Annotated in this window: 10 protein-coding genes; 1 reads left to right on the forward strand and 9 read right to left on the reverse strand. The window is 57.7% G+C overall.

The window, feature by feature from the left end; translation table 11 throughout:
- Nucleotides 1-18: 18 nt before the first annotated feature.
- The 5 genes from RT613_RS06280 to RT613_RS06300 all read right to left on the reverse strand — a co-directional run bounded on the left by RT613_RS06280 (nt 19) and on the right by RT613_RS06300 (nt 5770).
- On the reverse strand, nt 19-801 hold the full coding sequence (locus RT613_RS06280; protein ID WP_313613847.1) for a 3'(2'),5'-bisphosphate nucleotidase CysQ: 783 nt from the start codon (nt 799-801) through the stop codon (nt 19-21).
- Between the two features lie 27 nt (nt 802-828).
- Entirely contained in the window at nt 829-2178 is a 1350-nt protein-coding gene (locus tag RT613_RS06285) for a TldD/PmbA family protein (RefSeq protein ID WP_313613849.1), read from the reverse strand.
- A gap of 128 nt (nt 2179-2306) precedes the next feature.
- Nucleotides 2307-3191 (reverse strand): patatin-like phospholipase family protein, encoded by an 885-nt coding sequence (locus RT613_RS06290; RefSeq protein WP_313613851.1) that lies wholly within the window; start codon nt 3189-3191, stop codon nt 2307-2309.
- 88 nt (nt 3192-3279) lie between these two features.
- Nucleotides 3280-3837 carry a 16S rRNA (guanine(966)-N(2))-methyltransferase RsmD gene (gene rsmD / locus RT613_RS06295; protein ID WP_313613852.1) on the reverse strand — a complete coding sequence of 186 codons (558 nt, stop codon included), beginning with the start codon at nt 3835-3837 and terminating at the stop codon, nt 3280-3282.
- Nucleotides 3818-5770 carry a pseudouridine synthase gene (locus RT613_RS06300; protein WP_313613854.1) on the reverse strand — a complete coding sequence of 651 codons (1953 nt, stop codon included), beginning with the start codon at nt 5768-5770 and terminating at the stop codon, nt 3818-3820. Before RT613_RS06300 ends, rsmD begins: the two co-directional genes overlap by 20 nt.
- A gap of 70 nt (nt 5771-5840) precedes the next feature.
- On the opposite strand from RT613_RS06300, the gene RT613_RS06305 reads away from it, so the two are divergent.
- Nucleotides 5841-6296, forward strand: a complete 456-nt coding sequence (locus RT613_RS06305; RefSeq protein WP_313613855.1) for a nucleoside deaminase — start codon at nt 5841-5843, stop codon at nt 6294-6296.
- Nucleotides 6297-6351: 55 nt separating this feature from the next.
- On the opposite strand, the gene RT613_RS06310 is transcribed toward RT613_RS06305, so the two are convergent.
- From RT613_RS06310 to RT613_RS06325, 4 genes are all read right to left on the reverse strand, one after another.
- The gene (locus RT613_RS06310; protein WP_313613856.1) at nt 6352-6984 is read right to left on the reverse strand and encodes a hypothetical protein; all 633 of its coding nucleotides are present in this window, start codon (nt 6982-6984) and stop codon (nt 6352-6354) included.
- 128 nt (nt 6985-7112) lie between these two features.
- The gene (ileS, locus tag RT613_RS06315; protein ID WP_313613858.1) at nt 7113-10016 is read right to left on the reverse strand and encodes an isoleucine--tRNA ligase; all 2904 of its coding nucleotides are present in this window, start codon (nt 10014-10016) and stop codon (nt 7113-7115) included.
- Nucleotides 10017-10316: 300 nt separating this feature from the next.
- The gene (locus RT613_RS06320; RefSeq protein ID WP_313613860.1) at nt 10317-11297 is read right to left on the reverse strand and encodes a bifunctional riboflavin kinase/FAD synthetase; all 981 of its coding nucleotides are present in this window, start codon (nt 11295-11297) and stop codon (nt 10317-10319) included.
- 17 nt (nt 11298-11314) lie between these two features.
- Entirely contained in the window at nt 11315-12163 is an 849-nt protein-coding gene (locus RT613_RS06325; protein ID WP_313613862.1) for a TIGR01459 family HAD-type hydrolase, read from the reverse strand.
- Between the last annotated feature and the right edge of the window lie 17 nt (nt 12164-12180).

Consider the following 12180-nt stretch of genomic DNA (forward strand, 5'->3'; position numbering starts at 1 on the left):
GTCAACTGGTACATGGCTTCACAAAGCGTTCAGAAGACCTGCCAGCACGGTTTCACTTGCCGCGCACAAGGGAGGGTGGCTAACCACCGATTTGTTATAGAGTATGGGCGAACCGTCGAGGTTGACGAGACGACCACCGGCACATTGCAGAATGAGATCGGCGGCAGCCAAATCCCAGTCGTGCGAACCGGTACGCACCAGTGTACCATCGATACGACCATCTGCCACCATGGCCAGGCGATAGGCCAGCGACGGCACGTGTTTGATGCGGTTGATGGCCTGGGCGCTTTTCTTTGACAGATCGGCGACAACATCTTCAGGTGCGGCAATATTCAGGACAGGCGCCGGAAACGACACAGTAATCGCCTGACCGTTTCTTTGCGCAACGCCGTCTTTGGCGGCCACAAATTCTTCCTTCAGCGCCGGCGCGACCAGCACACCGGCAACAGGTTCACCATCATGCACCACCGCAACGCTGACACACCACGTATCCAGCCCTGAGATGAACGCTCGCGTACCATCAATTGGATCAACGACAAATACGGTTTTGCGGCTCAGGCGGTCATGTCCGTCTTCGGTCTCTTCCGACAACCAGCCATAATCTGGTCGGGCCGTGCGCAGCATTTTTTCCAGCACGGCATTGGCGGCGTAGTCAGCGGCACTGACGGGAGAGCGACCTTCATTCTTCCACCAGACCTCCGGTTTGTTGCCGAAATAGCCAAATGCCACCTCGCCTGCCTGCCGTGCGGCATCAACAATAAGCGCGAGGTCGGCTTGCCAGTTGTTATGCACTGCCGTCATTGTTTTATCGCTATCTGCTTTGCCGGTTCAACGACCGGCAAGCGTCATGCCCTCAATGGCCAGAGTTGGTGCTGCGACACCGTATTTGCGGTCAACGTCATTGGCTGGCGTTACCCGCATGAACATGTCCTTGAGGTTGGACGCAATGGTCACCTCGGACACGGGATAGGACAATTTGCCGTTTTCGATCCAGAAGCCTGTCGCACCGCGGCTATATTCGCCGGTGATCATGTTGACCCCCTGGCCGATCAGTTCCGTCACATAGAAACCGTTGCCAACGCTGGCGATCAGCTCTTCCGGCGAGACATCGCCCGGCTCCAGCGCCAGATTGGTCGAACCGGGGGTAACGGTCGTGCCGCCACGAACGCCACGGCCATTGGTTTCGAAACCACCGATTTCTTTTGCAGCAGACGTAGACAGGAACCAGTGCTTGAGCACACCATCCTCGATCATGACAAGACGTTCGCCGCGAATACCTTCACCATCAAACGGGCGGGACGAGGAGCCGCGCACGATCTGCGGATCGTCGGTGATCGACAGGCCGCTTTTCAATACCTGCTGGCCCATCTTGTCGCGCAGGAAGCTGGTTTTTCTGGCAACCGATGCGCCATTGATGGCACCAGCGATATGGCCGACAAAGCCGCGTGCCACACGCGGATCAAACACCACGGTCAGATTTTTGCCAGTATCGGCCTGACGTGGATTCAGGCGTTCAACCACCCGCTCACCGGCGCGACGGCCAATCTCTTCGGCATTATCGAGATCGGAAAAATAAAGACGGGTGTCGAAATCATAGTCGCGCTCCATCTTCGTTCCCTCGCCGGCGATAACGCTGACGGAGCGGCTGAAACGGCTGCCCATATAGCTGCCTGCGAAACCATGTGAGGTGACAAGAACAAGCCCGCCCATGCCGGTTGAAGCACCGGCGCCGGATGAATTGGTCACGCCCTTGACGGCAAGCGCGGCATCTTCCATCGCAAGCGCGGCTTCCCGCAGCGCATCGGCCGAAACTTCGGTCGGATCGAACAGATCGAGATCGTCGTATTTTCCAGCGAGACGCGCTTCGTCTGCGAGGCAAGCAAAGGGGTCTTCAGGGGAAACACGCGCCATCGCAACTGCACGCTCGGCGAGGGTCTTCAGATCAAAACCGGGATTGGCCGAAACACTGGCCACCCTGTTTCCGACAAATACGCGCAGCGCAAAATCATCGCTTTCAGACGATTCCGTGTTTTCAACCTTACCGAGGCGAACACCAACAGAATGCGAACGGGAGCGGACCACAACGGCGTCTGCCTTGTCGGCGCCAGCCTGCTTGGCAAGATCAACCAACTGGCTTGCACGGTCGAGAAGAGTGGAGGAGTTGATTTCTGAGGACATTATTTCGCCTTTCGTTACGCTCCATTTATTGACCGGTGCGCAGATCATCAAGGGTAAAGGAAAATCTGGCGCGTAAAATCAGGTCTGGATTGCAGCCCTGTTCTGCGACACCACGATTTTGACACGTGTCATATCCGTCCTTCCCGGCGGCGGTGGTACAGTTCGATCTGGGTTTCGATCTGCCGTTTGAGGTCATCCTTGACCGAAGCCGTTTCTTTCAAAACTTCTTCCGCCTTCATAAAATCCATGACGCGGAAACGGTTTACCGGTGGTCGCAGGAAAATATGCGGCGGGTTGAGCTTGAGTTTTGCAGCGATGGCCGAGTGCATCATCAACTGGCTTGCCCCAAAAAGACTGTCGATACGGCTGGGAATGGTCGCGCCGTCGCCTTCCGGTCCACCGACCACATCCACCCCGATCACAATATCGGCATCATCAAGCAGCGGTTCATAAGGAACGGGGTTGAAGATGCCGCCGTCAATCATCACCCGACCATTAACGCGCACCGGCATAAACAGGGCGGGAATGGCGGATGATGCAGCCAGCGCCGTGCAGATGTCACCTTCGCTCACCACGGCTTCACATTGGCCGTAATAATCGGTGGTCACGACCTTCAGGGGTGTTGGCAGCTTTTCAAAGGTCTTTGGAATAGCCTGCGGCAGCAAGGCTTCAAGAATAAGCTCGAGATTGAACTGCCCAAGCCGGAAACCATCGACAGGATGGCGCATGGTGGCCGGCCCAAGGCTCCAAAGGCGGTTTGCGACACTGCCCTTTCGCCCCATCAGATCAATCGTGTAACGGCGAATGTCATCGCCCTTCATGCCGGCAGCGTAACCCGCGCCGAAAATGGAGCCGATGGAAGCGCCCGCGACAGCAACCGGCTTGATGCCCAGCTCATCCATCGCTTCGATGATGTTGATATGGCAAATACCGCGCGCACCACCGCCGCCAAGGGCAATGGCAAATCGCGGCTCGCTTACAACGGGGACTGGATGAGAAGGCGTTTCCTGCATTTTGAGAGCGTCCTTCACACCAGCCGTTACATGCCCTGTTGCATTGTCAGTGAGAGGCGGTTTTCCGGGTCATGACAACCGCATCCCGTCACGGTTCGTAACGATAGAAATGCATCTTTGTATCGCCAAAGGTGCGCTGCTCCAGCGGTTTGAAGACTGGGGACACGCTGACCACGACATCACCGCGCTCTTCAAGAATAGCGAGCGCACCCGGCACCAGCCAGCCACCTTCATGCGCAGCCACAAATGCCTTTTCGCCGTGCCCCTGCCCGTAAGGAGGGTCTGCGAACAGCACATCAAATGGCTCGATATTGTTGACGCCGCCAAGTTTGGTGGCATCGCGGCGCAAAATGCGTGCACGGCCATGCAGGCCGAGTGCATCGATATTTTCCCAAAGCAGTCCACGGCCTTCAACGCCATTTTCCACAAACAGCGCAATACGACAGCCGCGCGACAGGGCCTCAAGGCCGACGGCACCCGTGCCTGCGAACACATCGAGAATACGCGTGCCATCCAGAGATTCCGGATAGGCATGGCTCAATATGTTGAACAGGCTTTCACGGGTTCTGTCGATTGTTGGACGAATGCTGTTTGATTTTGGGGCCGCCAAGCTACGGCCACGAAACTCACCGCCTACGATCCGCATTCCGTGTCATCCCTTTGCCACCTGAAGGCCTGCCGCCAGGTCCCTTCCCAGGACCTTTGCCGCCAGGTTTTCCCCCAGACCCTTTACCATCGAACTTACCGCGTGCAGCGCCACCTTCGGAGCGCTCGCCGCGTGGTTTACCAAAACCGGGCTTGCCGCCGCGTGGCTTGTCACCAAATGGGCGTTCGCTACGTTCACTGCGCTCACCACGGGCCGGACGGTCACCGAATGGTCTGTCGCCACGTGCAGGTCTATCACCACGGGCTGGGCGCTCAGAGCGCTCACCGCGTTCGGCACGATCTCCGCGTGGCGGACGATCACCAAAAGGTTTGTCGCCGCGTGGTGGACGGTCACCAAACGGTCTGTCACCACGCGCAGGTCTATCACCACGAGCTGGACGCTCGGAACGTTCACCGCGTATCGGGCGGTCTCTGAACGAGCGCTCTTCGCGCGGACGGTCACCAAAGGAACGTTCGCTGCGCTCACCGCGCGCCGGGCGGTCACCGAATGGCTTGTCGCCACGGGATGGCCTGTCACCACGTCCACGACCGCGCTCTTCATCACGCGGCGGGGAGTCGGAACGGATCCACTCACCCTCGTCGTCGGCATGGCGGACAACGCTGCGACGTGCCTCTTCCTGAGCGGAAGGCTGCTTGAACAGAAGCTCAGCTTCGGCACGCGCCGATGTCTTGCGTGCCTTGCCATCGCGGGTTGGCTTTGCACCAGGCGCCATCCAGACATTGGCTGTACGGCTGCTGCCCATTGGCGGACGCGCTGGACGGCGATCATCACCATCGTCGTCGTCACGACCCTTTGCGCCGAATTTCGAACCCGGCTTGGAACCGAATTTGCCGGCAGGCTTGTCAGAACGTTTCGTGTCGAGGCGGCCGAGCACACGCTCGCGACCCTCACGCTTGTCGCCGGATCTGGCAGGTCGTCCACCTTCGTCACCATCGGTGCGCTTTGCCCACTCGCCCTTTGCAGGACGGGCGGCAGGTGCTTCCTCTTCGTCGCCAGCGACATGGTCATTATAAAGCGGCGCTTCGAAATTGGCGCCAGCTGCTTCAATTAGACGTGGGCCCAACTGGTCACGCAGCATGCGGCCACGCACCTCAATAACCTTGCCTTCCGGCAGATCACCAAGCTGGAAAGGACCGTAGGAAATACGGATCAGGCGGTTAACCTCAAGGCCGAGGGCACCGAGAACGTTCTTGATTTCACGGTTCTTGCCTTCGCGAAGACCCATGGTAATCCAGACGTTGTGGCCCTGCGTACGGTCCAGCGTCGCTTCGATTGCGCCGTAGAGCACACCGCCGACGGCAATGCCATCCTTGAGCTTGTCGAGTGCGGCCTGGTCAACTTCACCATGGGCGCGCACGCGGTAACGGCGCAGCCAGCCAGTGGTTGGCAGTTCGAGGACACGCGACAGACCACCATCATTGGTCAGCAGCAGCAAACCTTCGGTGTTGATGTCGAGACGGCCGATGGAGAGAACACGCGGCAGCTCTTCCGGCAGATTGTCAAATACGGTGGGGCGACCCTCAGGGTCGAAGTTGGTGGTCACCAGACCAGCAGGCTTGTGGTAGAGCCACAAACGTGTGCGCTCGGCACCACGGATTGGCATGCCATCCACTTCGATCGTGTCATCAAGCGTTGCATTGACGACGGGCGATTCGAGTTTGACGCCGTTCAGCGAAACGCGACCTTCCATGATCATGCGCTCAACATCACGTCGCGAAGCAACCCCGGCACGCGCCATGATCTTGGAAATACGCTCCGGCTTACCGGTCGGCGCATCCGCATCCACCTTCGCAGATGCTGACTTCTCGAAGGACTGTTTTTTCGCTACCGGCTTGCCATCGGGCTTGCCAGGCTTGCGATCACGGTCGAATTTCTTGTCACCACCGCGCTTCGGCTTGTCTTTGAATGTCATTTGTTGTTTGCCTGTTGTTTGCCGTGTCCTATCAGTTCAAACGGCCGTGGTTAAGAGGAAATTGCAGACAATGGCGGAAACAATGCATTTCATGGACCTTGCCTTTGCGGTTGCGCAAGAGGCTGGTGAAAAGCAGGAGGTTCCAATTGGCGCTGTGGTGGTCCTCGATGGTTATGTTATCGGCAGTTCGGGAAATCGCACCCGGGAACTGAACGACGTGACGGCACATGCCGAAATCATGGCGATTCGTATGGCATGTGAAGCATTGGGGCAGGAACGGCTGAGTGGCGCAGACCTGTATGTTACCCTTGAACCATGCACGATGTGCGCTGCCGCCATCTCTTTTGCACGCATTCGAAGACTGTATTACGGCGCGGAAGACCCCAAGGGCGGCGCCGTCGATAATGGAGTGCGCTTTTATCAGCAGCCAACCTGCCATCACGCGCCCGATGTATATTCCGGTATTGGTGAAGTTTCGTCCGCGCAGCTGCTTCGGGATTTTTTCCAGAGCAAACGCGAAGATTGACTTCAAGCGATGTCACGCTGCGCCAACAGCTGCAGCGTGAAACCTTAGTCATTCATTATTGGAATGGCATCCACCAGTTGCTGCCCTTCTTGGCAGCAGCGGCTTCCTTCTTCAGGCGCTTGGCCTTCTTCTGTTCTGGTTCGCCCAGATCGCTCAATTCTTCCTGCGAAGCAGAACGGTAGCCTGCTGGCGGGTCAGTGAGGTATTTGCGCTGGCCGTTGACAGAATTGCCGCCAGAGGCTTCGGCCTTGGCCTGACGGAAGGCCTCCCACTTCTGGCTTTCGGTCAACTGGCCATTGGTGCCATTGCCTGCCAAAAGCGGCGAACGGTAGTTCGGATTGTTCTTGTTGGCTTCCGCTTCTGCGCGCAGGCGCTCGCGGGTTTCTTCCGGTGCTTCAACCCATTGCGGGTTGTTTTCGCGGCTGGCCAAGGTCTGCTGTGGCTGGTTGAGCTGGCGTGTGCTTGCATTGGCAGGCACCACGAGGCCCGGACGCGGCGTGTATTTCAGATTGCGGTTTTCCTGGTTGCCGGTCAGCGACACGGACGAACCCAGATCTTCAACAAGCTGCTCCATGGAGGATTTGCCCGTACCATAGGTCGGACTGCCGGTACATGCACTCAAGGTCAGGCAAGCGGTGAGAACACCTGCGATACCGCCGGACATGCGTAAACCTTGCATCATCTTCATCGAACCCTTCCAGCCAAGCCGAAACATAGGACATAGCCATTTTGCATGGCAATGCTGCGAAAATCCGGCCATTTTCAGGCAGGTTTACCGGATGAAGCACCAAAGTGCAATTCATCCGGTCATTTTCCTTACTTTACTGCGGCCAATTCACGCAATGCCGCAGCATCACGGGCTGACACGTCAGGGTACTGCGGATCAGAACCGACATCTGCCGTGATGCGCCATGAACGGGCGCATTTCGTGCCTTCTGCCAGCTTCTGCTCAACAGAAACCTTGGAGACTTCGGGCAGACGGAAGTCATCCGCCGCGCCCTCACCCGTGACAACCGAGATGGCCGAGGTGATGCAGATTTCCGCAAAATCCTGGCCTTCAAGCGCCTTCAGCAGGTCCGGATCGGCCACATGCACGACCGGAGCCGCTTCCAGCGAAGAACCGATACGCTTCTCACGGCGTTCGATTTCCAGAGCGCCGGTGACGACGGTACGAACCTTGCGGATCTTGTCCCACTTGGCCGCAAGCGCATCGTTTTTCCATTCCGCTGGCACAGTTGGGAACTGCTCCAGGTGAACGGATTCACTCTGTGGATAACGCGACAGCCATGCCTCTTCGGTGGTGAATGGCAGCATTGGCGCGAGCCAGCTCACCAGGCAATCGAACAGCTTGCGGATAACCGCCAGCGATGCACGACGCTTGAGCGACGATGGCGCGTCGCAATAAAGCGTGTCCTTGCGAACGTCGAAATAGAATGCCGACAGCTCGACATTCGAGAAATCGATCAGTGCACGGGCAATCTTCTTGAACTCGAACGAGTCGTAACCTTCGCGGACAACCTTATCCAGCCCAGCCAGACGGTGCAGCATCAACTGCTCCAACTCGGGCATGTCGGCATAAGCAATGTCTTCACCGGTGTCGTGGGCCAGCGTACCAAGCATCCAGCGGATGGTGTTACGCAGCTTGCGATAGGCATCGATATTTGTCTGGATGATGGCCTTGCCCAGACGCTGGTCTTCCCAGTAGTCGGTGGTCATGACCCACAGACGCAGGATATCAGCGCCGGATTCCTTCATCACGTCCTGCGGAGCGACAACGTTGCCAAGCGACTTGGACTGCTTGCGACCCTGCTCGTCCATGGTGAAACCGTGGGTAACGACGGCCTTGTAAGGCGCACGGCCACGCGTTGCGCAGCTTTCCAGCAGCGACGAGTGGAACCAGCCGCGATGCTGGTCGGAACCTTCCAGATAGACATCGGCTGGCCATTTCAGGTCAGGGCGATCTTCCAGCGTGAAGGTGTGCGTGCAACCACTGTCGAACCAGACGTCAAGGATATCCATGACCTGGTGCCACTTGGCATGATCATGTTCATTGCCGAGGAAACGATCCTTGGCGCCCTCTGCAAACCATGCATCCGCACCCTCAACCTCGAAAGCTTCAAGGATGCGGGCATTGACAGCATCGTCGACCAGCACTTCGCCCTGCTCGTCTGCAAAAACAGCGATAGGAACGCCCCAGGCGCGCTGACGCGACAGCACCCAGTCAGGGCGGTTCTCGATCATGGCGCGCAGGCGGTTCTGGCCGGAAGCCGGTACAAAGCGGGTGTCGTCGATGGCCGAAAGCGAACGCGAGCGCAGCGTGGTGCCGTCGCCCAGTTCCTTGTCCATGTAAACGAACCACTGCGGCGTGTTGCGGAAGATGACCGGCTTCTTGGAGCGCCAGCTATGCGGATAGCTGTGCTTCAGGCGGCCGCGTGCAAACAGGTTGTTGCCCGCGATCAGCGCCTTGATGACACGGTCGTTGGCGTCGCCCTTCTTGCCGTTGTCGTCCATGACGCGGGCTGGACCACCTTCTGCAGACGGACCAAAGCCCGGCGCATCTTCTGTGTAGAAACCGTCATCGCCAACCGGGAACGGGATTTTAGACGAGATGCCGCGCGCTTCCAGCTTGGCGGCATAGGCCATCCACGCATCAAAGTCTTCGCGACCATGGCTTGGTGCAGTATGCACAAAACCGGTACCGGCATCGTCGGTGACGTGATCGCCATCCAGCAGCGGAACCGGGAAATCATATCCCAGTGCGGCCAGCGGATGGGCACAGGTGATCGATGCAAGCTCGTCTGCCGTGACACCACGCAGCAACTTGAACGTTACCTTGGCCTTGGCTGCAGCATCATCCGCCAGACGGGTGGAGAAGATGAGCTTTTCGCCGGGCTGCGGACCAAAATCATTGGTGGCCGTTTCAACCTCATAAAGACCATATGGGAAACGCGACGAGAAGGAGATCGCGCGGTTACCCGGGATCGTCCAAGGTGTGGTCGTCCAGATCACAACAAAGTTGTTCTTCAGGTCGGCCGGGCCTTCGACAACCGGGAACTTCACCCAGATCATGTCGCTTTCAACATCGGCATATTCGACTTCAGCTTCAGCCAGAGCCGTGCGCTCGACAACCGACCACATGACCGGCTTGGAGCCGCGATAAAGCTGACCGCTCTTGGCGATTTTCAACAATTCGCCAGCGATCCGCGCTTCCGAGTGGAAGTTCATGGTCGTGTAGGGGTTTTCAAAATCGCCTTCGATACCGAGACGCTTGAATTCCTCAGACTGCTTCGCGATCCAGCCAGATGCGAAATCACGGCATTCCTTGCGGAATTCGTTGATCGGAACCTCGTCCTTGTTCTTGCCCTTGGCACGGTAGGCTTCTTCGATCTTCCACTCGATCGGAAGGCCGTGGCAATCCCAGCCCGGAACATAGTTACTGTCAAAGCCACGCATCTGGAACGAGCGGGTGATGACGTCCTTGAGGATCTTGTTCAGCGCGTGGCCGATGTGGATGTTGCCGTTTGCATAAGGAGGGCCGTCATGCAGCACGAACTTCTCACGCCCTGCGGCCGAGGCACGAAGGCGCTTATAAAGGCCCATTTCCTGCCAGCGTTTTACCGTTTCCGGCTCTTTCTGCGGCAAGCCTGCACGCATCGGGAAATCCGTCTGCGGCAAATAGAGCGTGGAGGAATAGTCTAGTTTTTCTGCGGTGTCGTTCATAACCGTACCGTTACTGAGGCGCCCTCAGGGGGTCGCGTCGTATTGATTTTGATAAACAAAAGCGGAAAGCGCCTCGACAAGCGCCGACATCCCGGACCTTCCGGCTGTTACAGCGGGCGGAAGGCCGGGCCAATAATTCGGGATATGAACGTCAACCGATATTGGTACATGGTGCCGGTTCTTTAAGCGCTTTCAGCCCATTTGAAAAGAGAATAGATGGCATTGGTGCATCAAAGCACAGCAGCGCGCCGAAAAAATGCACGAAAACCTTCTTTGGCGCGCTGAAACTGCGCATCCTCTTCAGAACGCGATCCTAGCATCCAGTTCGCCCAACGGACGCACACCAGACAGAAGCGCCCGCGCCTCTTCCTCGTCCCGTTTGATCTGCGCAACCAGTGGCTCCAGCCCATCAAACTTCAGTTCATCCCTGAGATGACCGAAGAAGGATACGGAACAGGTTTCGCCGTAAAGGTCACCCGAAAAGTCAAACACAAATGTTTCGAGCAGGGCAGCGCCATTTTCCGTAACCGTGGGGCGATACCCGAAGCTGGCCACGCCATCATGAAGCGTTCCATCGGCGCGGCGGAACCGCACGGCATAAATGCCAGCTTTCAGTGCCGTTTCAGGCGGCAGCGCCATGTTGGCAGTCGGATACCCCAATGTACGGCCAAGCTGCTGACCTTTGATGACCTCCGCCTCAACCGTATAACGGTAACCGAGAAGGCCGGCGGCACCCACCACATCACCCTGCGCCAACAAGGCACGCACCCGACTGGACGACACCACTTCGGCACCCTCATCTCTGAACGCATCAACCAGTGTCACATCAAAACCATAACGTTTGCCGGCATCCATCAAAAATGCCGGGCCGCCTTCACGGCCTTTGCCAAAATGGAAATCAAAACCGGTAACCACCGAGCTTGCGCCCAGCCAATCAGAAAGAATGGATTTGACAAAATCATCAGCAGAGCGCTGCGAAAAATCATGATCAAATGGATATTCGATCACCGACTGGAACCCTTCGGCCTCCAGAAGACGCGCTTTCAGTGACGCGGGGCTGAGCCGAAAAACAGGTTCATCCGGTTTGAAAACAGTGCGTGGATGCGGTTCAAACGTCAGCACCAACGCAGGAACCTGGCGTGATCTTGCCAGTTCCAACGCACGTTCCAGCACCGCGCGGTGGCCGCGATGCACGCCATCAAAATTGCCGATGGCAATGACGCCGCCGCGCAGATTTTCCGGCAGCGGTTCCTTTTTTTCATTGCGATGAAATACTGTCATTTCCGCCTTGTTCCTGTTCACGCCAGACGCGGCATCCACCAGCCGGGGGCCGCACCCTGGCCTTTGAGATAGGCGTTGAGCAATGCCTCGTCCGTCTCGCCATTCAGCGTGTATTCCGCCGCGTGAATGCCACCGCTTATATAGAGCAATTGCAAGCCGTTCGAGAGGGCACCCTTCACATCTGTCGGCATGCCGTCACCGATTGCCAGAATACGCTCCTGCGCAAATGGTCCGCGCACCTCTAGCGCCGCAGCAAGGCAGGCCTGATAGATCGGCGTATGCGGTTTTCCGGCAATACGAACCTCGCCGCCAAGCTGCTCATAATAGGCGGCCATGGCACCGGCGCAGGGAATGATGCGCTCGCCACGTTCAACCACCAGGTCAGGGTTTGCACAGATCATCGGCACGGAACGGGCAAGGAAGCCCTTCAACATGTCGGTGTAGTCTTCAGGGGTTTCGGTCTCGTCATCGAAGAAACCGGTGCAGACAACAGATTCCGCTTCGGCTTCCGGCACGATCTCGACAGCCAGCCCATCAAGCAATGGCAGGTCACGTTCCGGTCCCAGCAGGAAAACCTTTTTCGGGCCTTCGGCGATCAGGCCGCGCGTCACATCGCCTGAGGTAACGATCCGGTCGTAGGCGCTATCGGGAATGCCGAGTGCCCGCAGCTGCGCCACAACACCGGGCGCCGGGCGCGGCGAATTGGTAATCAGCACCACGGTCTTGCCGGCCTTGCGCGCGTTTTCCAGGGCAATGGCAGCATCAGGAAATGCCGAAACGCCATTGTGCAACACACCCCAGACATCCGAGAGGACGACGTCGAACTGCGCAGTGATTTCGCCAAGAGTTGTAATGCGATGGGCCATGAGGACTTTCCAGATGT

Origin of the sequence: Agrobacterium sp. (genome assembly GCF_032092815.1) — a bacterium.
Classification (GTDB): Bacteria; Pseudomonadota; Alphaproteobacteria; order Rhizobiales; family Rhizobiaceae; genus Agrobacterium.

What these genes read in the sequence shown, in the direction of transcription:
- RT613_RS06280 (WP_313613847.1), bottom strand. Translation starts at nt 801, where the DNA reads ATGACGGCAGTGCATAACAACTGGCAAGCCGACCTCGCGCTTATTGTT.
- RT613_RS06285 (WP_313613849.1), bottom strand. Translation starts at nt 2,178, where the DNA reads ATGTCCTCAGAAATCAACTCCTCCACTCTTCTCGACCGTGCAAGCCAG.
- RT613_RS06290 (WP_313613851.1), bottom strand. Translation starts at nt 3,191, where the DNA reads ATGCAGGAAACGCCTTCTCATCCAGTCCCCGTTGTAAGCGAGCCGCGA.
- rsmD (WP_313613852.1), bottom strand. Translation starts at nt 3,837, where the DNA reads ATGCGGATCGTAGGCGGTGAGTTTCGTGGCCGTAGCTTGGCGGCCCCA.
- RT613_RS06300 (WP_313613854.1), bottom strand. Translation starts at nt 5,770, where the DNA reads ATGACATTCAAAGACAAGCCGAAGCGCGGTGGTGACAAGAAATTCGAC.
- RT613_RS06305 (WP_313613855.1), top strand. Translation starts at nt 5,841, where the DNA reads ATGGCGGAAACAATGCATTTCATGGACCTTGCCTTTGCGGTTGCGCAA.
- RT613_RS06310 (WP_313613856.1), bottom strand. Translation starts at nt 6,984, where the DNA reads ATGAAGATGATGCAAGGTTTACGCATGTCCGGCGGTATCGCAGGTGTT.
- ileS (WP_313613858.1), bottom strand. Translation starts at nt 10,016, where the DNA reads ATGAACGACACCGCAGAAAAACTAGACTATTCCTCCACGCTCTATTTG.
- RT613_RS06320 (WP_313613860.1), bottom strand. Translation starts at nt 11,297, where the DNA reads ATGACAGTATTTCATCGCAATGAAAAAAAGGAACCGCTGCCGGAAAAT.
- RT613_RS06325 (WP_313613862.1), bottom strand. Translation starts at nt 12,163, where the DNA reads ATGGCCCATCGCATTACAACTCTTGGCGAAATCACTGCGCAGTTCGAC.